21 protein-coding genes and 1 pseudogene are annotated in these 21,518 nt (G+C 60.3%); 7 read left to right on the top strand and 15 right to left on the bottom strand.

What is annotated here, in order from left to right; all coding sequences use genetic code 11:
• Positions 1 to 10: 10 nt before the first annotated feature.
• From ENGE1_RS26930 to ENGE1_RS10135, 5 genes and pseudogenes are all read right to left on the bottom strand, one after another.
• Positions 11 to 109 (bottom strand): annotated as a pseudogene (locus ENGE1_RS26930) (LysE family translocator); the annotation flags it as partial.
• A 107-nt stretch (positions 110 to 216) separates the two neighbouring features.
• On the bottom strand, positions 217 to 987 hold the full coding sequence (locus tag ENGE1_RS10150; protein ID WP_048253737.1) for a DeoR/GlpR family DNA-binding transcription regulator: 771 nt from the start codon (positions 985 to 987) through the stop codon (positions 217 to 219).
• 13 nt (positions 988 to 1,000) lie between these two features.
• Positions 1,001 to 2,647 (bottom strand): ABC transporter permease subunit, encoded by a 1,647-nt coding sequence (locus tag ENGE1_RS10145; protein ID WP_048253739.1) that lies wholly within the window; start codon positions 2,645 to 2,647, stop codon positions 1,001 to 1,003.
• A complete protein-coding gene (locus ENGE1_RS10140; RefSeq protein WP_048253740.1) occupies positions 2,644 to 3,642 on the bottom strand; it encodes an ABC transporter ATP-binding protein in 999 nt (332 codons plus the stop codon). The genes ENGE1_RS10145 and ENGE1_RS10140 overlap by 4 nt, the downstream gene beginning before the upstream one ends.
• 19 nt (positions 3,643 to 3,661) lie before the next feature.
• A complete protein-coding gene (locus tag ENGE1_RS10135) occupies positions 3,662 to 4,678 on the bottom strand; it encodes an ABC transporter substrate-binding protein (protein WP_043085760.1) in 1,017 nt (338 codons plus the stop codon).
• Positions 4,679 to 5,059: 381 nt separating this feature from the next.
• On the opposite strand from ENGE1_RS10135, the gene ENGE1_RS10130 reads away from it, so the two are divergent.
• The 3 genes from ENGE1_RS10130 to ENGE1_RS10120 all read left to right on the top strand — a co-directional run bounded on the left by ENGE1_RS10130 (position 5,060) and on the right by ENGE1_RS10120 (position 7,774).
• The gene (locus ENGE1_RS10130; RefSeq protein WP_048253741.1) at positions 5,060 to 6,403 is read left to right on the top strand and encodes an aspartate aminotransferase family protein; all 1,344 of its coding nucleotides are present in this window, start codon (positions 5,060 to 5,062) and stop codon (positions 6,401 to 6,403) included.
• Between the two features lie 252 nt (positions 6,404 to 6,655).
• A complete protein-coding gene (locus ENGE1_RS10125; RefSeq protein WP_043085763.1) occupies positions 6,656 to 7,414 on the top strand; it encodes an aspartyl/asparaginyl beta-hydroxylase domain-containing protein in 759 nt (252 codons plus the stop codon).
• Positions 7,415 to 7,513: 99 nt separating this feature from the next.
• A complete protein-coding gene (locus tag ENGE1_RS10120; RefSeq protein ID WP_043085765.1) occupies positions 7,514 to 7,774 on the top strand; it encodes a hypothetical protein in 261 nt (86 codons plus the stop codon).
• 72 nt (positions 7,775 to 7,846) lie between these two features.
• Here ENGE1_RS10120 and betI read toward each other — a convergent pair whose 3' ends face one another.
• Positions 7,847 to 8,446 (bottom strand): transcriptional regulator BetI, encoded by a 600-nt coding sequence (gene betI, locus ENGE1_RS10115; RefSeq protein ID WP_043085766.1) that lies wholly within the window; start codon positions 8,444 to 8,446, stop codon positions 7,847 to 7,849.
• A gap of 162 nt (positions 8,447 to 8,608) precedes the next feature.
• Between betI and ENGE1_RS10110 the strand changes: the two genes are divergently transcribed.
• Together ENGE1_RS10110 and ENGE1_RS10105 are read left to right on the top strand one after the other, a co-directional pair.
• Positions 8,609 to 10,231 carry a BCCT family transporter gene (locus ENGE1_RS10110; RefSeq protein ID WP_230682739.1) on the top strand — a complete coding sequence of 541 codons (1,623 nt, stop codon included), beginning with the start codon at positions 8,609 to 8,611 and terminating at the stop codon, positions 10,229 to 10,231.
• A 356-nt stretch (positions 10,232 to 10,587) separates the two neighbouring features.
• Positions 10,588 to 11,493, top strand: coding sequence for a hypothetical protein (locus tag ENGE1_RS10105; RefSeq protein WP_225823499.1), 906 nt, complete (start codon positions 10,588 to 10,590; stop codon positions 11,491 to 11,493).
• Positions 11,494 to 11,527: 34 nt separating this feature from the next.
• Here ENGE1_RS10105 and ENGE1_RS10100 read toward each other — a convergent pair whose 3' ends face one another.
• Together ENGE1_RS10100 and ENGE1_RS10095 are read right to left on the bottom strand one after the other, a co-directional pair.
• Positions 11,528 to 12,706 (bottom strand): amidohydrolase, encoded by a 1,179-nt coding sequence (locus tag ENGE1_RS10100; RefSeq protein WP_048253742.1) that lies wholly within the window; start codon positions 12,704 to 12,706, stop codon positions 11,528 to 11,530.
• An 11-nt stretch (positions 12,707 to 12,717) separates the two neighbouring features.
• Positions 12,718 to 13,908, bottom strand: a complete 1,191-nt coding sequence (locus ENGE1_RS10095; protein WP_043085784.1) for an MFS transporter — start codon at positions 13,906 to 13,908, stop codon at positions 12,718 to 12,720.
• Positions 13,909 to 14,033: 125 nt separating this feature from the next.
• On the opposite strand from ENGE1_RS10095, the gene ENGE1_RS10090 reads away from it, so the two are divergent.
• Together ENGE1_RS10090 and ENGE1_RS10085 are read left to right on the top strand one after the other, a co-directional pair.
• Positions 14,034 to 14,942, top strand: coding sequence for a LysR substrate-binding domain-containing protein (locus tag ENGE1_RS10090; RefSeq protein WP_048253744.1), 909 nt, complete (start codon positions 14,034 to 14,036; stop codon positions 14,940 to 14,942).
• A gap of 75 nt (positions 14,943 to 15,017) precedes the next feature.
• The gene (locus ENGE1_RS10085; RefSeq protein ID WP_043085786.1) at positions 15,018 to 15,449 is read left to right on the top strand and encodes a hypothetical protein; all 432 of its coding nucleotides are present in this window, start codon (positions 15,018 to 15,020) and stop codon (positions 15,447 to 15,449) included.
• Positions 15,450 to 15,612: 163 nt separating this feature from the next.
• Here the strand turns inward: ENGE1_RS10085 and ENGE1_RS28420 are convergent, their stop codons facing one another.
• The 7 genes from ENGE1_RS28420 to ENGE1_RS10060 form a co-directional block, all read right to left on the bottom strand.
• Positions 15,613 to 15,873, bottom strand: a complete 261-nt coding sequence (locus ENGE1_RS28420; RefSeq protein ID WP_131632088.1) for a hypothetical protein — start codon at positions 15,871 to 15,873, stop codon at positions 15,613 to 15,615.
• On the bottom strand, positions 15,863 to 16,165 hold the full coding sequence (locus ENGE1_RS26925; RefSeq protein WP_072065287.1) for a tlde1 domain-containing protein: 303 nt from the start codon (positions 16,163 to 16,165) through the stop codon (positions 15,863 to 15,865). The genes ENGE1_RS28420 and ENGE1_RS26925 overlap by 11 nt, the downstream gene beginning before the upstream one ends.
• Positions 16,166 to 16,266: 101 nt before the next feature.
• Positions 16,267 to 16,830: an invasion associated locus B family protein gene (locus ENGE1_RS10080; protein ID WP_045290308.1), complete on the bottom strand. Its 564-nt coding sequence runs from the start codon at positions 16,828 to 16,830 to the stop codon at positions 16,267 to 16,269.
• The gene (locus ENGE1_RS10075; RefSeq protein ID WP_043085792.1) at positions 16,827 to 17,372 is read right to left on the bottom strand and encodes an invasion associated locus B family protein; all 546 of its coding nucleotides are present in this window, start codon (positions 17,370 to 17,372) and stop codon (positions 16,827 to 16,829) included. Before ENGE1_RS10075 ends, ENGE1_RS10080 begins: the two co-directional genes overlap by 4 nt.
• Before the next feature lie 73 nt (positions 17,373 to 17,445).
• A complete protein-coding gene (locus tag ENGE1_RS10070) occupies positions 17,446 to 17,979 on the bottom strand; it encodes a DUF4019 domain-containing protein (protein ID WP_048253745.1) in 534 nt (177 codons plus the stop codon).
• 117 nt (positions 17,980 to 18,096) lie between these two features.
• Entirely contained in the window at positions 18,097 to 18,516 is a 420-nt protein-coding gene (locus ENGE1_RS10065; RefSeq protein WP_052097973.1) for an outer membrane protein assembly factor BamE, read from the bottom strand.
• A gap of 31 nt (positions 18,517 to 18,547) precedes the next feature.
• Positions 18,548 to 21,518: YadA family autotransporter adhesin (locus tag ENGE1_RS10060; RefSeq protein WP_064360614.1), on the bottom strand; the 2,971-nt coding region annotated here is incomplete at its 5' end.

Genomic DNA, 21,518 nt, shown 5'->3' with positions numbered 1-21,518 from the left:
AGTAGCCTACTCAGCGCCTGCTGCTCGCCAACTTAATCGCAAACAGCAGAAACAGGCAGCCCGTAGCCCTGTCCATCCACTGCACGACGCCCGGCTTTTTCAGCGCGCCGGGCGGCGAAGATCGGGATCAGTGACCAGAGCGCAGCGTGAAAGGATGTGCGGCCACCTTCGGCGGCGGCGGTGCGCATATCAGGGATGTCTCGACAATGCCCTGAGTCAGGCAATGATAGCCTGCGGACCACTGTTGTGCAGCCGCTGCCACTCCGCAAGACCGGCGCCCGCGGCGTCGGTGATAACCATATCAATGTCCGGCGTCGGGGCATAAATCACCCGGCTGGTAACGCCAATCTTGCTGCTATCGGCGAGGATAATGCGCGTTTTGGCGCAGGCCACCATTGCGCCGGCGACAGCCGCTTCGCGGTGGGCGAAACTGCTGGCGCCGTCGCGGGCGCTGACGCCCACCGGCGACAGCAGGGCGACGTCCGCCCGGTAGCGGTTAATTTCGCTGACGGTCAGCTCGCCGCAGGTGGCCTGCTGCGACGGCCCCATGCTGCCGCCGAGCAGGATCACCTCATGCTCAAGGGTGGTTTCTGCGCCGCTGAGCTTGAGGGCAACGTTAAGGCTGTTGGTGATGATGGTCAGGCCGGGCATCGACAGCAGCTCGTCGGCCAGCAGCGAGGTGGTGCTCCCGGCGTCGATAAACAGCGTCTGCCCCGGCGTCAGCAGTTGCACCGCCGCGCGGGCGATATCGCGCTTCTCTTTCTCGCGCACCGTATTGCGCACCGACAGCGGCGGCTCGGCCTGCTGGGCGGTGGAAACAATGCCGCCGTGCACCCGCCGCAGCGCGCCCATCGCCTCCAACTTCAGCACGTCCCGGCGCACCGTTTCGCGGGAAACGCCCAGGTGCTGGACAATCTGCTCGGTGCTGACCCGGTTGAGGGTGGAAAGCAGCGCGCAGATGCGGTGGAGGCGGGTCTCTTCTAACATGAATAGCGGTTCTCTATCGGCGCTTGCCGGTTAACAGATGTAGGGCCAGCGCCATTATAGCGACAATCCCCATGATGCACGTAGAAAAAGCCGCCGCCTGAGAGGTGAAGCCCGCCTCGTCAAGGCGCATCACCGTCACTGCCCCGAGCGGCAGCGCGGGCGTGACGAGGAAAATCACCGCCGAGAGCGTGACCATCGAGCGCATAAACAGGAACATCGCCACCGAGATAAGCGTCACCCGCATCGCCGGCAGGTAGACGTCGCGCAGGATGCGCCCTGTCCCGCCGCCGAGCACGCTGGTGGCGTCCTCCATGGCGCCGGGCACCTGGCGCATCCCCAGAATCATGGTGGTGAAGCCCTGGGTGTGATAGTGGTAGTAGTTGCACAGCGCCACCAGCAGCGCGGTGCCGTAGAGCATGCCCCAGGGCAGATCGGCGCTGTTGAAGGTGAAGACGTAGGCCAGCCCCAGCACTAGCCCCGGTACGCCCACCGGCAGGGCGCTGAGCAGCGTGGCGAAGTCGGCGGCGCGTCCCGGCTGGCGGCGAATGCCGAAGGTAAGCAGGAACAGCAGCAGCGTGCCGACAATCGCCGCCAGGGCCGAGATCCAGATGGAGGTCCACAGCGGCGCGTAGCCCCCGGCGAGATCGATGTTGTAGTGCTTAAAGGTCAGGTCCAGCCTGTAGGGCCAGAGCCGGATCAGACTGGCGACGACCACCGTAGCGATGGTGGCGACGATCGCCAGGGCAATCAGCATATTCAGCAGCCAGAACAGGAGATCGCGCGTTCGCTGCGGCGCCGGGACGTAGGGCAGCGCCGCGGCGGTGCCGATGGTCTTCTGTCGCCGGGCCGCCGCCCGTTCGATCCAGATCGCCGCCGCCGCCGGGAGCAGCAGCAGGATGCCGACCACCGCACCCATGCCAAACTTCATCTGCCCGCTGACCTGGCTGTAGATCTCGGTCGCCAGCACCGGGAAGTCGCCGCCGATCACCACCGCGTTGCCGAAATCAGTAATGGTGATGGTGAACACCACGAACCCGGCGCTCATCAGGCCGAAGCGCACGCCCGGCAGGGTAATATCGAGAAACTGCCGCCAGCCGCCGGCCCCCAGCACGCCGGCCGCCTCATACTGGCGGGCGTCGCTGTGGCGCAGCGCGGCCTGGATAATCAGCACCGCCTGCGGCAGGGCGTAGAGCACGTCGGCGATCAGCAGGCCGTGAAAGCCGTAGATGTCCAGCCGCACGCCGAGCATATTGCCGACGATGCCGTTGCGGCCGAGCAAAAAAATCAGCCCCAGCCCGAGCACCAGCGAGGGCGCCAGCACCGGCAGCGCGGTGGCGAAGGCGATAAAGCGCTTCGCGGGCATCGCGGTGAACTGCAGGCCGTAGGCGACGATAAAACCCAGCAGCAGCGTAATAAGGGTGGTCGCAGTGCCCAGCAGCAGGCTATTGCCGAGCGCGCGCCAGACACCGGGGGCGTCAAACAGGGTTACATAGTTGGCGAGGCCGACGGCGCCGCTGCGGTCATCCACCAGGCTGTGCCAGAGGATGCTGAGCATCGGCCCACCGAAGAAGGCCAGCAGCGCCAGCAGCGGCAGCCAGAGGCACAGGCGCGACAGCCAGCGGTCTGCCGCCGATTGCGGAGGAAGCAGAGCGCGGCTCATGCCTGCACCCACGCGCAGTCCTGCGCGGCAAAAGAGAGGTCAACCCGGTCGCCCGCCGCCAGCCCGACGGCGCTGCTGGTTTCCACCAGCAGCGGCTGGGCGCGCCACAGCACCTCTACCCGCTGAATGCTGCCGAGGAAGCTGGTGCTGACCACCTCCCCTTCCGCATCCTGCGCCCGACGAATATCGATGCGCTCCGGGCGGATAAACAGCTCGGCGCCCTCCGGCTGCCCGCCGCCGAGCAGATCCGGCATCCAGCGCTTCACCACCGACTGCGGCAGCAGGTTGCTGTGGCCCATAAATTCGGCCACGAAGCGGGTGCGCGGCGCGGTGTACAGCTCGCGCGGCGTGCCCTCCTGCATAATGCAGCCGCCCTGCATGCAGACGATTTTGTCCGCCATACTCATTGCCTCTTCCTGATCGTGGGTCACCATCAGCGTCGGGATGCCGAGGCGCTGCTGCACCTCGCGCAGCTCCTGTCGCAGCCCGGCGCGCACCCGCGCGTCCAGCGCGGAGAGCGGCTCGTCGAGCAGCAGCAGCGAGGGATTGACCGCCAGCGCGCGGGCGATGGCCACCCGCTGCTGCTGGCCGCCCGATAGCTGGGCCGGATAGCGGTGGCCGAAGCCGGCGAGCTTCACCATCGCCAGCAGCTCGCTGACCCGCACCTCAACGTCGGCGGCGGGCGTATTGCGGATCTTCAGACCGTAGCCGATGTTCTGGGCAATGGTCATGTGCGGAAACAGCGAATAGGACTGGAAGACAATGCCAAACCCGCGGTCGCGGGCCGGGACGTTGACCAGGTCCCGGCCGTCGAGGCTGATTTTGCCGCCGTCCGCCGCGAGCAGACCGGCGATAATGCGCAGCAGCGTCGTCTTGCCGCAGCCGCTGGGGCCGAGCAGGCAGACAAACTCCGCCTTATCGACCGTCAGGTTGATGCGGTCCAGCGCAGCGTAGCCTTCAAAGGTTTTGTAGAGATTTTCAATGACCAGCGCCATAGCGTCCCCTCTGCGTCTCTTAGCGGCCGATGGTTTTCTGCCAGGTGGCGAGGATCGCATCGCGCGCTTTGGCGCTTTTGGCGAAGTCCACCGGATAGAGTACCTTCGAGAGATCTGCCGGCAGGCCCGCGGCCTTCGCGGCCTGCGACTGCGGCACGCCCGGGATGGTGACGATCTCTTTATATTTGGTGTATTGCGCGGCGGCGCTGCTGGAAAGCGTCCAGTCGAGGAAGCGCTTAGCGTCGGCCTTATTTTTCGACGCCGCCATCAGGCCCGAGGCCTCCAGCTCGTAGCCGGCGCCGTCTTTGGGGATCACCATCTCAACCGGATAGCCCTCTTCAATGGACTGCATCGCGGCAAAGGCCAGCGACACGCCGATAGCGTACTCGCCGGTGCGCGCCGCTTTGCAGGGGCGGGAGCCGGACTTGGTGTACTGGGCAATATTGCCGTCCAGCGACTTCAGAAACGCCCAGCCCTTCTCATCGCCCTTCGACTGCAGCAGAGCCGCAATCTGCAGGTAGCCGGTGCCGGAGGAGACCGGGTTGGGCATCACCACTTCGCCTTTATAAATCGGGTTGGTCAGATCCTGCCAGGTCTTCGGCACCGGCAGATTCTTCGCCTTCAGCGCCTCGGTATTAACGCAGAACGCGGCCATATAGCCGGTGGCGGCAAACCATTTGTTGTCCGGCGCGCGGTAGCTGGCGTCGAGCCTGTCGCTGCCCTTCGCGGCATAGGGTTCGAGCAGCCCCTCAATGCGCGGATCCATGACGTTGGTCAGCGCCCAGCCCCAGATAACGTCGTTCTGCGGATTTTTGGCTTCCGCGAGGATGCGCGGACCCAGATCGCCGGTGGAGAGGCGCAGCACGTTAATGGTCAGATCCGGCATATCCTTCTTCGCCTGATCGACGTAATCCTTAATTTCATCCTCTTCCAGCGAGGTGTAAACCGTAATGGTGCCCGCGTGCGCCGCTCCGGCGAGCGCGGCGAGCGCACAGGCGGCCATCAGGCCGGTGCGGCGAAATGAAAAGCGTTTCATTGAACTCCCCCTAAATGCGGTTAACGATGATGGTGCGCTGCGCCCTGCGCGGCGGTGAGTTTTTTTGTGCATTCATTGATTACCGGCATTTGCATAAATGCGGCCTTGTGGATTTGATAGCAGTTATCGTGCCAGGCCAGTCACGCCAGAGTAAAATCAATTAAAACACAAATAAAACAATAAAATAAAAACATTCCCTCACAAGCAGCATCTATCATCACATGCTTTTATGTGGCTTTTATTGCACTTTTTTGGCGTTTTTATGTCACCACAAGAGTGCATTAAAATGTATTTGTGTATTTTATTGCATTACTCTCTTCACCGCGTGTAGGCTATAGCCCATGCACTACACCAGCGAGTCAACTCAAATCGGGAGTTATCATGGCGACACGTTCCACCATCATGGATACCAACAGCTTTCGCGCCGAGCACGCGGATGCGCTGGATGCCCGGACCCGCAGCCTGACCGACAGGCGCGGCCAGCTGCTGGGCGAATCCTACCGCCTGTTTTACCGCAATCCGGTGCACCTGGTGCGCGGCGAAGGGCAGTATCTCTGGGATGCGGCGGGAGAGAAGTACCTCGACGTTTACAATAACGTCGCCAGCATCGGCCACTGCCACCCGGCGGTCATTGCCGCCGTACACGAGCAGATGAGCCAGCTCAATACCCACACCCGCTATCTGCACGAGCGCATCCTCGACTACACCGCCGACCTGCTGACCACCGTGCCTGACGCCATCAATAAGGCGATGTACATGTGTACCGGGTCGGAGGCCAACGACCTGGCGATCCGCATTGCCAAAGCGTGGAGCGGCGGTAGCGGGATCATCGTGACGCAGGAGGCCTATCACGGCACCAGCGAACTGACCTCCGGCGCGTCTCCGGCGCTCGGCAGCGGCCAGCCGCTGGCGCCCACCACCCGGCTGGTGCCGCCGCCTGACCGCTATCGGGTGGATGCGCCCGACCTCGGCGCCTGGTGGGCGCAGGAGATCCAGAAGCAGATCGACGATATGGCCGCCCACGGTATCAAGTTCGCCGGCCTGCTGGTGGACTCCATCTTCTCCTCCGACGGCGTCCTGCCCGGCCCGCAGGGCTTTCTGAAGCCGGCTCTCGAGGTGGTCCACGCCAACGGCGGGATCTTTATCGCCGATGAAGTGCAGCCTGGCTTTACCCGCACCGGCGACAGCTTCTGGGGCTTCGGCCGCCACGGCATCGTGCCGGACGTCGTGACGCTCGGGAAACCGATGGGCAACGGCATCCCGGTCTCCGGGCTGCTGGCAAAGGCCAACGTGCTGGCCGCCTTCAGCGACGATATTCCCTACTTCAACACCTTCGGCGGTAACCCGGTGTCGATGGCCGCCGCCCAGGCGGTGCTGCAGGTGATCCGCGAAGAGAAGCTGCAGGAACACAGCCTCAAGGTCGGTGGACAGCTGCGCAACGAGCTGGCGCTGCTGGCCGATCGCCATCCGAGCGTCGGCGATGTGCGCGGAGCGGGCCTGTTTACCGGCTTCGAGCTGGTGAGCGATCGCGAGAACAAAACGCCGGATAAGGCGCTGGCGCTGGACGTAATCGAACGGCTGCGCGCCGAGCGGGTGCTGACCTCCGTTGCCGGGCCCTACGGCAACGTGCTGAAGCTGCGTCCGCCGCTGGCGTTTCAGGTCGAAGATATCGACTGGCTGGTAGGCTCCCTGGATAAAGTGCTGACGGCGTGCGCAGTAAAATAACGCGCAGCGCGGATGCACAAAGAAACGGGCCGGAGCGAAAAGCGCGGCCCGTTTTTTTATGCGTCTCCGTCTGGTGGAGGCGGCACTAATTGTTAATAATAAAGTTACTGTTCCCGGGATTAATGATTACAATTATTTAAATTTTTCGCACTTATCCCCCCACCCGGGATTTTTTTTCAGGTTTGCATTGATTGAGCGTTAACGGACTGCCCGACGGCAGTCGGTATGTAATTGATAATACGGATACTATCTATGCCTGATACAACATCATCTTCTTCATCATCCCGGCGCCCTTTCTTCCGCCGCCTGCTGGTCAAAACCGGCAAGCGCTTTCTGCGCTGGAACGGCGAGTTTCAGTCCCGCCACTCACTGGTCTCTACCACGCCGCAGATTGGTAACCACGAGTTCGACTGGGTTGAACGCCTGGAGGCCAGCTGGCCCGCTATCCGCGAGGAGCTGGACCATATTCTACAGCACCCCGAAGATATTCCCTCTTTTCACCAGATCTCGCCGGACCAGAAGCGCATCTCAAAGGGCGATAACTGGAAAACCTTCGGCATGTACGTTTACGGCCAGCGGGTAGAAGAGAACTGCGCCATCTGCCCGCGCACCGCGCAGGTAGTCAGCTCCATCCCCGGCATGCGCACGGCGATGTTTTCGATCCTCAAGCCCCACTACCATATTCCGCCGCACAAAGGGCCGACCCGGGCGGTAGTGCGCGCGCATCTCGGGCTTATCGTCCCGAAAGAGAAAGAGAAGCTGTGGATCCGCGTTGACGATCAGATCCTGCACTGGGACGAAGGCAAAGTTATTCTGTTTGATGACTCCTACGAGCACGAGGTGCGCAACGACACCGACGAACTGCGCGCAGTGCTGTTCCTCGATATCGACAGACCGATGGATAAAGTCGGCACCGCGGTGAATAACCTGCTGTTCAGCCTGATCAAGGCCAGCCCCTACGTCAAGCAGCCCCTGCAGAATCTGGCGAAGTGGAACAAGCGGAATAAATAGCGATTGTCGGGAATCATCACGACACCGTAAAACGGGGATACCCATCCCCGTTTATTTTCAATGGCAGCGTAACGGGCATTCAGGCGGGATAAATTCAGCATGAACAGCTATGTTTTTTATATTAATGATATCTCCGTCAACGTGTATCAAAAAAAACGCCTCACGCCCGAGCTAAAAAAGGCGCTGAGAGAAGACGGATTTCACAAAATGCCTTTTGAAGCCCCGGCGGAGAACGAATCTGCCGCGACCGATCTTATGTTGCGGCACTTTAAAGATAACGCGGATATGCTGAAAGTCTTTGCAGAGGACAATGCCATTTCGCATACCATCTTTGCCACGCTCTACGCGTCATCTTCATGAGTGCAGGCGACTGGCGCGGGTTATACCGCATCAGGACGCGCTTCATCTTTGCGCTGGCGGCAACAGCCGCCATTAACCTCTCGCCGCATTCTCTCCACCCAGCGTCTGCCTGACGTAATCCCGGGCGATAGCGCAGGCCAGCCCGATATCAAAACCTCCTCCGGCCAGGCTGCCGCGCAGCCACAGGCCGTCGATCATCGCCGCCACGCCCATTGCCGCCTTGCGCGCCTGGGCGACGGGAAGCCGGCGCTTAAACTGACAGCAGAGATTGGAGTAGAGCCTGCGGTCGTTGATGCGCTGCAGGCGGCGCAGATCGGCGCTGTGCATGCTGGCAGCCCAGAAGTCGAGCCACGCCCGCATGGTGGTTTCGCTGGTCTGGCTGGGAGCAAAGTTGCCGTCGATGATGGCAAAAATCTGCGCCTGAGCGTCCGGCGCAGCGCGGGCGCGGCAGTCGGCCACCGTATCGTGGAGGTCGCCCAGCACTTTACGCATCGTCGCCAGCAGCAGACCATCCTTATCGCCAAAATAGTGGCTGACGATACCCGTAGACATACCCGCTTCTTTCGCGACCTGCGACAGCGTTATCCCCGCCAGCCCCACTTCGCCGATGGTTTCGAAAGCAGCGCTGATGAGCTGCTCCCTACGCTGCTCAGGGATATTCTTGCGTAACATCTCATTTCTCCTCGCTTTTTTACCGCCGACCGATCAATTGATTGAACGACCAATCAATAACGCATATGCTGCAAAAATGTCAAAATAAAGTTAAATCATTACATTTTATTCACATTAACCATACAAAATCCACGCCTATTTGCGGTAGCCAGGTGAACTATCATGACAGAGATGCGTCATTCTGCTGAAGAGAGCCTTCAGCCCATTGAAGGCCTTCAGCCCGTTAAGAGCCTTCAGCCCGTTAAGAGCCATCCGCCCGTTCGGGTCAATCTGCCCGTCTTTCTTGGTTCCGCCTCAGTGATCCTGCTGCTGGGGCTGCTGACGGTACTGTTCCCCCAGGGCAGCCAGCGGTGGCTGAGCCACGCCCAGAGCTGGGTATCGGATGTGTTTGGCTGGTATTACATGCTGCTGATGGTGGCGTGCATGCTGTTTGTCTTCTGGCTGGCGATGTCGCGCTACGGCCGGCTGCGGCTGGGGCACGATGACGAGAGCCCGGCCTTCTCCTATCTCTCGTGGGTGACCATGCTTTTTTCCGCAGGCATCGGCATCGCGCTGGTCTATTACGGCGCCTATGAGCCGCTGGACCACTTCCTGCGCCCGCCGGAAGGCCCCGGCGGCACCGTTGAGGCAGCCCGCCAGGCGATGGCGATCACCTTCCTGCACTGGGGCCTCCACGGCTGGGCGCTGTACGCGCTGATTGCCACCGCGCTCGGCTGGTTCGCCTACCGCCGCGATCAGCCTCTGGCGCTGCGCTCCGCCCTCTATCCGCTGTTCGGGGAGCGCATCCGCGGCGGCATCGGCCACCTGGTGGACGCGTTCGGCATCCTGGTGACCGTTATCTCGATGGTGACCAACCTGGGGATCGGCGCCCTGCTGGTCAACTCCGGGCTTAACTATCTGTTCCACGTTCCGCAGACCACGCAGCTGCTGATGGCGATCATCGTGGTGATGATGATCGTCGCCACCCTCGCGGCGGTGACCGGCATTGAGAAAGGGATCGCCATGCTCTCTAACATCAACGTCGGCTTCCTCTGCCTACTGCTGCTGTTTATCTTCGTCGCCGGGCCCACTCTGAACCTGATTAACGGCCTGCTGCAGAACACCGGCGACTACCTGACGACGATTATCGGCAGAAGCTTCGACGTCTATCTGTACGGCAAGGCGCGCCAGTGGCAGGGCGCGTGGACGCTCTTCTACTGGGCCTGGTGGGTCGCGTGGGCGCCGTTCGTCGGCCTGTTTATCGCCCGCATCTCGCGGGGACGCACCATTCGCGAACTGATCCTGGGCGTGATGCTCATCCCGCTCGGCTTCACCCTCGCGTGGCTGTCGCTGTTCGGCAATACCGCCATCAGCCTGGTGCTGGAGCACGGCCAGACGCTGCTGGGCAAAGTGGCGCTGGCCGATCCGCCGATGGCGGTCTACAAGCTGCTGGAGTATCTGCCGGGGATTAACATCACCGCGGCCCTGACCATCATCCTGAGCTTCGTCCTGTTCCTGACCCCGGTGGACTCCGGGACGCTGATGATTGCCAACCTCTCAAGCGTCGGCGGCACGGTCAGCGACGACGCCCCGGCTTGGCTGCGCGTCTTCTGGGCGGTGGTCACCACGGTGGTGTGCGCCGGGCTGCTGCTGGCGGGCAACTTCAGCGCCATGCAGACGGCGGTGGTGCTCTGCGGTCTGCCCTTTTCGCTGGTGATCGTGCTCTATATGTTCAGCCTGCTCAAAGATCTGCGGCAGACGGACGCCGCCGGCGCGGACCCGCACCGGCGCGCGAGCCTCAGTTAAGCCTACAGGAGCCGACGCCGGCGCCCGGCAGGCGACCGGCGTCGGCGATAGGGGGCTCGCGGATGGCGCAGGAGAAGGTCAATCCCGCCCTGCGAAGTAGCGCCGCCGCCGGAAAAATCTAATTGCAGTACGTTTATCTCTCGTTTCACTAAATCTTACGGGAATTAAGAATTCGTTAAGACATGACTGCCAGAATAGGCACTACAGAACGAATGGCTGAACTATTCGCCCCTGACTACCCACAGCAAGCTGCACTGTCATGAGGCAAAGCAATCAGCTTAACTCCCGTATCGCCGCCGTCACTACAGATAAAAAAATAATTACTGTAAACGTCGGGTTAAAATAGAGTGAAAAGTATGAGCGAACTCACTACTGCAGCCCGTAAAAATGCTTTTTATGATGATAGCAAAATAGCCAATTCCGGCCCCGGTTATGTCAATTTCGGTAAATCAATCAGCGATGCTGAACGACGCCTGTTTATCGCTATTGATGAAGACGACATTGCCGACAAGCAGGTCAGCCTGCCGCAACGCATTGATTTATCATGCAGCGCGGCGCGGATTAAGGAAAACTATGACCTGTGCCTTAAGTACTGGGAAGACGGCGTCAGCCGCCAGGCGCTGCTTGCGCTAATTAATAAGCAGCTGACCACCGGCGAATTGTCAGAGGACGAACGAAAGGAATACAAATATATACGTTCGCGCTACAAACATTTACGTTTTGCGCTGATGCTATATACCAAAACTCATAAGGTACCGTTTCTCTTCAGAAAGACCACGGTATATCTCGGGCGATTCCAGGATGCATTTCGCAATAATAATGCCGCTATGACCGCCCGCTGGGGAAAATTGCTTAAGGTACTGCTCAGCGCACCGGTGTGGAATATGGTGAACTATTCCCTGCGCCATGCTCACCTGGTCAGCGCGGATAAATTTATAACCTATCGCCAGGAGCAAATGCGCAAATTGCAGGAGATGATCTCCCGCCAGCTGCTGACCGGGCGCGAATTTCACGACGTGCGTAAAATCATCAGCCAGCAGGTCTCTTTTTACGATACCCTGCGCTCGATTAACCCCGGCAACGGGCAGGCTTATCAGGTTTCGCGCTTTATGGCGGCCATCAACGGCATGATGGGCGACAAGCACGATGAGCTGGTGGCGGACGATCTGGCGGGCGTGAGGGCCTACAGTGAAAAGGCGCCGCTGGATGCCGACATCCGCTGGCGGCTGGAGATGCTGCTGGAGCGGTACCCGGCTTACTAAAGCATCCGCCCGGCCTGCGCCGGGCGTTTTTTTATCAGTCGCCCAGCAGGCCGCTCACCAGCGCAACATGCGCCTTCACGCCCACCGCCAGGGCGTCTTCATCAATGCGGAAGTTGGGGTTGTGCAGCCCCCACGTCGCGCCCTTCTCTTCGTTCCCGCAGCCGATAAACAGAAACGCCCCCGGCACCTTCTGCTGATAGGAGGAGAAATCCTCGCTGCCGAACAGCGGAGCGTCGGCCATCGTCAGCGTCCCGTCGGCAAAGTGGCGATGGATCGCGTCGATAGCGATGCCGCAGGCCTCTGGATGGTTATTGCCCACGGCATACCCCTCCTGCCAGCGGATGTCGCAGCCGGCACCGTGCGCCGCAGCCACGCCGGAGAGAATGCGCTGCATCAGGTGCTGCACCTGCTCCCGCACCTGCGCATCGTGGGTGCGCACCGTCCCGGCAAGCCGGGCGCTGTCCGGGATCACATTGTAGCTATCACCCGCCTGGAAAGTCGCGACGGTCAGCACCGGCGCCTTCAGCGGATCGATATTGCGGGCTACCACGTTTTGCAGGGCCATCACCATTTCGGCACCGATAACCAGCGGGTCAATACACAGGTGCGGAACCGAACCGTGCCCGCCGCGCCCGGAAATGGTGATATCGAAGTTATCGCTGGAGGCGACGTAGACGCCCTCTTTGAGGACGATTTTGCCGGTCGGAAAGTTGGGCGCCATATGCAGACCGAAAATATGCTCGACGTCATCCACAACGCCGCCCGCCACCAGCTCGCGGGCACCGCCCGGCGGTACTTCCTCTGCGGGCTGGAAGATAAACTTAATGCTGCCCCGCAGCCGATCGCGCAGCCTGCACAGTACGCTGGCCGCCCCCATCAGCATGGCAGCGTGGGCATCGTGCCCGCAGGCGTGCATGACGCCAGGCTTACCTGAAGCGAACGCTTCACCGCTGGTCTCCTGCAGCGGCAGGGCGTCAATATCGGCCCTCAGCGCCCAGGTCGGGCCGGGATAGTCGCCCTTCAGCAGCGCCACCACGCTGTTCTCCAGCGGCCGGGTTATTTCCAGCCCCGGAAACCGGGCCAGCTCGGCGGCGATATAGTCCGCCGTCGGCTTTTCATGGAACGAAAGATCGGGACTGGCGTGGATGTGCCTGCGCCAGCGGATAACGTCGCCGTGCGCGTCGCCGATCATCGTCTGAATGTCGTTATTCATGCTGCTCTCCTTTAATCAATAGCGGGTACAGAAGGCGCCGCCTTCTGCCGCATTAGCGGTAAAATAGCCAGCCCGGCGCAGAGCATCGCCAGGGCAAGGAAGATAAAGGTGCTCTGATAGCCGCCGCCCTGGCCGAGCAGGAAGCCAATCACAATCGGTGAGACAAAACCGCCCAGCGTACCGCCGGTATTAATGAATCCCATCGCGGCGCCCATAATATTTTCCGGCAGCCGCTTCATCGGCAGCGTAAAGGCGGTCACGAAGGTGGCCATCAGGAAAACTTCGCCGATAAACAGCAGCACCCCGGCAGCCAGCGCCGTGGTGGTATAAAAAAGGGCGAGGATCGCCGCCGCGCTCACTGCCGCACAGACGAGGATCACCTGCGGCTCGCGGCCGAAAAAGTATTTGCCCACCAGCCAGCCGGTACACAGGGAAGAAATCCAGATCCCGGCGCCGCCAACGGCGAAAATGTAGCCCGAGATATCCATCGACATCCCGCGGCCGTCTACCAGAAAGCGCGGCAGCCAGCTCATCAGCCCGTAGCTGGGGACGTTGACGCAGAAGATGGCGATAAACAGCAGCAGCACGGTTGGGTTGCGCCACAGCGCCGGCGCGCTTCGCTGCACCTGCACCTTCTCAACCTGCGCGGGCGCGGGCACCCGCAGCCAGATAAGCACCGCCATCGCGCAGGCCGCGACGCCGAGAACGGTAAAGGCGCTGTGCCAGCCGAGTTTCTCCAGCGCCATTACGGCGACAATCGGCCCGGCGGTCATCGCCAGTCCCGCCGAGGAGAGCAGCACCGACTGGGCAAAAGTGCGTTTCTCAACGCTGAAGTTGCTGACCACCGCCTTCGCGCAGGAGCAGGGATAGCCCGAGTGGCCGATCCCGGCGAGGAAGCGAAACAGCAGCAGCAGGCCGAAGCTCAAGCCGAGCGCGCCGAAGAAAATGGCGCACAGTCCGAGACAAGTCAGCGAGAGGATCAGCATAGTTTTGTAACCGATGCGGTCGTTCAGCCAGCCCGCCGGCACCTGAAACAGCGAATAGGCGAGGAAGAACACGCCGGTAATCAGCCCCAGCTGCGAGGTGCTGAGGCCGAACTCCTTTTCAATCGGCAGCAGCGCGAAGCCGGTCACCGTTTTGTCGAGGTAAACGAACACGTAACCAATAAAGAGCAATAAAATCATCTGCGGCTGGCTTTTCATTCTTCGCATCCTGAGGCAAGGGAAAGGAACGGTTGCGCATAGCAGCAAAAAGATTATGGCTTTACCCGGATCGCGGGAAGATGTAGTTTTTTTATAGGCGATGCATTTTTGTTATAGGGAAAAGGATGAAATATTTACCCAAAACGGCGCAATTGCAGGCGTTCAGAGCCGTAGCCCGCAGAGGCAGCGTACGCTCGGCGGCGAGGGAGCTCGGCGTCACTCAGCCCGGGTTAAGCCGCACGCTGCGTGAGCTGGAGCAAACTTTAGGCACGCAGCTTTTTTTGCGCAGCAGCGAAGGTGTGACGCTGACCGAAGCCGGGCTGGCCTTCTCCCGCCGCACTGAATGGATCATGGAGGAGCTGCGCCGGGCCGCCGAAGAGGTGGAGCAGATAAATTACTTCACCCACGGTCGCCTGACCGTCGGCCTGTCGTCGCTTATCTCGCTGACGGTATTTCCGCAGATCGCGCAAACCTATAAGAGTGCGCTGCCCCAGGTGACGCTGACGGTCAGGGAGGGACAGCTCAACTCCCTGCTGCCCGGCATCCGCAGCGGCGAAACCGATCTGGCTATCGGCAGCATCGATCCGATGCGGCCGCCGGAGGGCGTAATGATCGAGCCGCTGTTTACCGCCCCCTTCTGCGTGATCGCCCGCAAAGGTCACCCACACGCGCAGGAGCGCGATCTGTTCGCGCTGAAAGATGCCAGATGGCTGCTGCCGGAGTCCACGGAGGGCTACTACCATCATCTGCAAAACGAGCTGGCGCACTTTTACCGGCAGATTTCGGTGACGCCGCTGCGCACCGACTCGGTGATAACAGGAATGAATATGGTGCTGGGTTCCGATTATCTGACCATCGTCGCCCGCGCCGCGGCAAGCCCGCTGCAGATGGCGGACAAACTGGTGACGCTGCCCATCAGCCAGCTTCCCGCCGCCCAGTACTGCGCGGTGTGGTCGCAGAAGTCGGCGATGACCACTAACGCCCGCCGGTTCCTGGACCTGCTGCGCGAAGCGTGCCGGAGCTACGCGTGGTAGCTCCGGTATCTTTTGGCTATTTCCGGGGCTATAGTAGATTTTCACGTTTTTGACACTCTGACCCGCGAGGCACTTATGGACGAGCCCACCTTTTCAATCGGCGAAAACAGTCTGCAGTTTAGCCAGCCGGCCATCGCCCTGCCGATAGGCTACGCCGCGATCGCCGGGCACTATTTCCGCCACCCGCCGCGCCCCACGCCCTATGAAGTCGAGCTGGCGATCGCCGCCGTTGAAGACTGCATCCAGGCAACCCCGGCGCTGCACGGCGTGAGTGAACGCTTCACCTGCGCCGACGACACCCTGCGCGAGATCGCCCGCATCGCCGGAGCGGAAGGGACGCTGACGCAGTGCCGGCTAGAGGATCTCTTTAACCGGGTGGCGGACGTTATTTCCGGCAGCCCGCTGCGCGAGGGAGAGTTTGCCGACGATCCGCACTTTTACGGCTACCTGATTATCCTGCGCGAGATGGCGCACCATTTGGGGATTGAGGAGATTGAGGTGGGGTGAGTACGATGATAAGCCGGTATCCGCGAGGGGTCAGATACCGGCATGGCCCTTATGCCGGGCGGCGCTTCGCTTGCGCCGGCCGCAGCAACCGGGCGTTTGATGCCGCTTACCGCCTGAGGAGCACGTTTTACGCCTTAAGTATCCAATGCGTTCTGGCGAACTCTTAAGATGTTTTTCGCACCGTATGAACAATCTTCGCAATAATGCTAACCAGTATGAACCCCGCGATACCATTAATAATCAGCGCGGTGACCAGCAGCGCTGAATTGTAATCGCTGCCGGTACATTGCATGGATAAAGTCCTGCACGTCCGATCGATAGAGACGAGTATTTCATCAGCCACGCCGAGCAGGATTCGGCTTCTGATCAGACAAAGCGTGATGACAACCCAAAGCAGCGGATAGAGGCGTTTTTTACCTGACATAACATGGCCCCGTAACTGAACCTTTTACCGTCACTATTCCATATGCCATCAAATTTGTACCATTAACCTTGCACTTCTGTATCCTGAGTAAGGAATTGCGAAATGCGCTGAACTCGATACTTCGGAAGAAGGTAATACAGCCCCACGACGTACCGGAGCCATCCGGCCTTAGAGGATGTATCCTGACGTTTGAGCGCCGTACACCGCTGATAAAAATATAATCATCAATACTTCCATCATCCCTGTACAGACCAAACCAGTTCGTTAGCCAGAGCCTGCCACTCTTTTTCATCCATAATTAACCTGGTTTTGACGTTAAATCGAACATAGCAAATTCAGGCAATGACGCAAATTTGTGTGCAGGCTCTCAGCCTCAGTCCTCCCGTTAATGCCCTACTGCCACGCATTCATCGCCAGCAGGGCGGGTGCCAGACCGGCTGCGGAACAGTTCAGCGTTATCTGCGGGCCGTTGTGCAGCATTCTGACCCGGGTTCTGATCTCGCCAATTTCGCTAAGGCTGTTAAACAGCGGCTGGGGGAGATCCAGAATACTCAGACAGCCTTCGGCGTCGCAGCGGCTGACGCTCAGTTGCTTACTGCCTTCCGTTTTCCGACCCAGCAGGGTAAATATCACTCCGGACTGAACGTCAATTCCCAGCGGCAATCGCAGCATCAGCTTCGCGCCGTGCGGATTGGGGACCAGCGTAATGTTGCCCAGCGTCCGGCCCTGCTCCACGAGGGAAGCGGAGACCTCACAGGGTGCGCTCTCCGGGCCGCGGGAGGCGCAGTTCAGGTGCCAGGATTGATAGCGGGCATCGAGCGCGTCCGGGCGATTGGCCTTCGGCGCCGCAGTCTGCACGCTCGCGACGGGCGCAGCGGATCTGCTCAAGGCGTAGCCTGCGAGACATCCTATCACCAGCGCCACCGGCAGCAGCGCAACTCCCCCTATTCCTTTCATTGCTCAGTTCCCGATGCGTGACGCTCAAAGTGACGCTGGGCCATCGTCAGCGCAGCAGATAATCCCTTCAGATTCAGGGAAAAATTGACGGGCGTCTGCCCCTGCAGATAGCGAATATCCATGCTGGTCAGGCCCTCGACCGCCCGGGCTCCGTCAATGTTAGCCTCGGCGAGGCACCCCTCATGGAGACAGCCGCTGAAAGGGAGTACCGTAGGCAGGAGGTTGTGATCCGGCGTAAAGGCCACGCCGTTCTCCAGATTCACGCCCAACGGCGTCCCGACGATCATGCGCACTTTTTTCATGCCGGAGGGGACAAATTTGACCAGCAGCGCGCGCCTGCCGGTGTCGGTGCGGGTCAACTCCTGAAAGACCTGGCAAGGCTGCTGCGCACCGGTACAGTCCAGTACCCAGGACTCAATCTGCAAGGGCCTCTCGCGCGCCTGAGCAATACTCCAGTGCTCATGCGAAGCACCTTGTGCAGTGGTCAGCAGAGTGCCCGCGGCTATCAGCAGCGCTGACAGTACGTATTGCCATTGCGGCATGTTATTACTCCGTAAATACCCTGGTGGTTGCATTGTGCGGATAACGCTATGTATTTGAGGGTTCAGCAGGCACTTACATATTATTTAAAATACTGTAATCCGCCATTCGCCACTGTTTATTCAGAAAGATAAAAACAACTGCCTCTTTACGCGTTTTTTTTTCATTGCTGAACTGCGTCAAATAATTCACGGTAATATACTGCCCGGCAGGGATATCGGCGGTACCGGGAAAGTTTTTATAAAGCGTATTCACGTACTGGCGATTGACCAGACTGCCTAACTCCTGATGTATCGCAGTTACGCTATTAATAAATGTATTGCGGGGCAGGTTCCTTTTAGCAAGATCAGAGGCGGCGTCCCAAACCTGGCCGATTTTAACCGGGTCATAAGTATCAATATCATGGACCACATTGTCAGCTACCTGATGAATTTGCAGGGTAATATCCTCCAGCTTCGCCTCCGGGAAAGGCGTATTGTCTGGGGCGGCCGCCTCGGCAGTGGTCGCCTGTGCTGAAGGTTGCGTATAATAGTGGTTGACCCCATATCCCGCGCAGGCCAAAAGCACCAGTGCAGCCATACCGGCCACGATTTTCAGGGATTTATTCATAACGACTCACTTAATTAACAAAAAGTAGTGCGCGTGGACCGCAGGGCCCACGCTCAGGTCATCGCAGCAGGAATATATTCTGCACCGCTACGATTCAGTTATGCGGACAGAGAGTCCTTACATCGCTTTTTTGACAAATACGCTGCAGGCCTCATCCCTCCAGTAATAATGCTGTGCGAGATAATCCTTATCAAACACCACCTTAAACTGACAGGTACGCACAAGGCCATTGCTCGGGAAGTGGAAGATATAGTCCCACTCGCGCACGAAATAGAACCCCTCTTTAAAGTGCGGCGACCCAATGAGCTGGCGCACCTGGGCTTTGGTCATGCCCGGGCGCAGTTTGGCCAGCGCCGCACCGTCCGGATAGCTCCCCTCTTTTTGCCCCATGGCGACTTTGCTGTCCGGATCGGGATAAATGATCTGTTCCGGCTTGCCGCTGTCGCTGATGTTGCGGCTGGTGTGCATGGTGCAGCCGGCCATCAGCAGGCATGCGCCGAGCGTCAGGGTCAGCCGGCGAAAATGTGTTGTTTTCATAAATACTCTCACTCCAGTTAAGGCCGCAGACTTACCACTGATACCCGATACCAATGGTGGCGCCCGTATCATCGCGGGTGTTAGTGCTGGCAGCGGCTTTATAGATCCACTTACCGTTGTCCGACGCGGTGGAATAGCCCATCGACATCGCCGACTCGCCCGCATAGGTGCCGCCACTCATGCTGAACATGCTGGCGCCCGGCTGATAGGCCTGAGGCAGACCGGCCATCGCCATCGCACTGGCAACGCCAGCCCGCAGTTTGTTCTGGACATGGTCAATGTGGCTCATCGCCTGACCAAAGCGGTTGTCGGTGTAGTTGGTGGCCGCCGCAACGCCGGCTTTGAGCTGAGCAACGTTCGCCGCATCATCATCGTTACGCCCCGGCGCCACGCCGCTGAGGGTCCGGGAGCCGATATTCACCTCGCCAAGCGAGCTGCTCTGGCCGACAAACGCCGCCTGATAGTTGCTCTGGGCACCCTCGCGGGTACGGGACCCGGCACCCAGCGCGACGCTGTTCGCATGGGTGGCCTGCGCACCGTAGCCCACCGCCAGCGCGCTCTCCGCGCTGGCCTGGGCGCGGTTGCCCACGGCAGTGGCGTTATTGGCGGTGGCCCGGCTGTCGTTACCCACCGCCAGCGTGTTGTCGCCGCTGGCCAGCGCGTTAGCGCCGCCCGCAGCCGCGTTGTGCCCGGGAACGGTTGGCCGCCTGGATTTGGCTGGCGTATCGACCTGGAAGAAGCCCGACTCAGTCTGCAGATTCGCCACCCGCTGATTGGTCTGATAGAGCTGGGAGCCATTCACGACGTCCTGACTGTCGGCAGTGAGCTGGCCGCCGCTGACGTGAGTGATTTTATTCCCACCGTTATCCAGCCCCTTATCCGTCAGGGTAACCGTCGAGGTGTCTCCGGTAATGGTGACACCGCCGTTGTTCACCGTGGTCGATCCGGCGGTAAGGGTATCTGCCGTGACGCTGCCGACCTTCAGATCGTTGCTCAACGCAATCTGCACCACACCGTTATTGTCCTTGCCGGTCTGGGTCACTTTGATGTTGTCATCCGCGCCGGTGAACTGCACTGAACCGTTATTGGCAATTTTGGCGTCGCTGCCGGATTGCGCTTTTACGGTCCAGCCGGAGTTGTTGACCGCCTCATTGACCTGACCGATCGCCTGGCTGAGCTGATCTTCCGTTGCCGCCTGACCGCTGGTCGCGGTGCCGGTCCAGGTGGTATTGGCGAGCCCGCCGATTGTATTGGTGCTGCCATCAACGTGAACATTGCCGACGGTGACATCCCCGGCATTGACCGTGGTTGACGGACCGCTGCCGTTGGAGACCGTCATACCGGAGGCGGAGACCTCCGTGGCGTGCCCCGCATCGTCTTTCACCGCCACGCCGCCGGTGTTCACCGTCGTATTGCCGGTGGTGACGCTGTCCGCTGTGAGGTTCGGCGCCAGACCGAAGGTCAGATCGGTGCCGCCCTGCTCGTCGCGCTGCTGCACGATGCTCAGGTTGCCGTCTGTGTTGATCACGGTCAGCCCGCTGGTCGGCGAGACCTGGGCGCTGGCGCGCGCGCCGCGAGTGGTTTGGGTGGAGATATTCCAGCCGCTGTCGGTGACATTTTTGATGTTGCTGACGTCCTGGCTGACCTTGTACAGCTGGCTACCGTTTACCGCGTCGGCGCTGTTTTCGCTCAGCTCCCCGGCCGCGACGTTAATGATTTTGTTACCGCCGTTGTTAAGGCCCGCGCCGCTTAAGATAACGGTTCCCACACCGCCGCCAATGGTCAGACCGCCGTTATTCAGCACGCTGCTGCCGGTGGTGATGCTGCTGAAGGTGGCATCCTTCGCCAGCTCGATGGTCAGCCCGTCATCGGTGGTTTTGGTGATGACGTTTTCACCTGACGTTTCACCGCTGCCCTGATAGGCACCCGTTACCGCCAGCGTCGTGCCGAGATCTTTATGCACCGGCGCGCCGGTATTGGCGGTGAAGTTCAGCCCCTTACTCTCGGTATTGCTCACCAGGCTGCTGATTTGTCCGCCGTTAACCGCGTCCTTGCTGTTGGCGGCAATGTCGCCGTCCGCCACATTAGTGACTTTATGGCCACCGTTGTTCAGGCCGCCGCTGCTCAGGCTGACGGCCCCCTCTCCGCTACCGATGACGACGCCGCCGTCGCTTATCACCGTACCGCCGGTGGTGAGGCTGCCTGCGGTGAGATCTTTTGCCAGGCCAAAGGTCAGCTCGGTATTGCCACTGGCATCAGCGGTGGGGGTCACGGTCAGGTTGCCATCGCGATTGGCAAACTGCACCTCGCTGCCCGGAGCCACCTGCTGCGCGGCGGTGACTGCGTCGCCGCTGCGGGTGCTCAGGTTCCAGCCTTTGCCCGCCACGGTTTTCACCTCATTCAGCTGGCCGCCGTTAACCGCATCGGTGCTGCCCTCTCCAACCTTACCGTCGGCCACATTGGTGATTTTGTTCCCACCGTTGTCGAGGCCGCTGCCGGTCACTTTCACACTGGAGCCCGACGCGGGATTGGTCACAGACAGCCCGCCATCATTGATGGTGGTATTGCCGGTTTTCACGCTGTCAAAGTTCGCGTCGCTGGCAAGCTCAATGCTCAGACCGTCCGCCGTGGTGCGGGTGATGACATTCTGGCCGGAGCTGGCCTTGTCTGCATCCAGACCGCCTTTAATCGCCAGGGTGTCGCCGAGTTTGCGCGTTACCGCGTCGCCGCTGTTCCCGGCAAAGGTCATGCCTTTATCGACCTGGGTCTGCACGGTGTTGAGCTGCCCGCCGTTCACTGCGTCGGTGCTGCCCGCGCCGACCTTACCGTCGGCGACGTTGGTGATGGTGTTGCCGCCGTTGTCGAGGCCGTCTTTGGTCAGGGTTACCGGCTTATCGCCGCCGCTCACGGTCACGCCGCCGTCGCTGACGGTGGTGGTGCCGGTGGTCAGGCTGCCTGCGGTGAGATCTTTCGCCAGGCCAAAGGTCAGCGCCGTTTTACCC

This window comes from Pluralibacter gergoviae ATCC 33028 = NBRC 105706, from assembly GCF_001598855.1.
Classification (GTDB): Bacteria; Pseudomonadota; Gammaproteobacteria; order Enterobacterales; family Enterobacteriaceae; genus Pluralibacter; species Pluralibacter gergoviae.
This window is presented reverse-complemented; position numbering and strand designations above follow the sequence as displayed.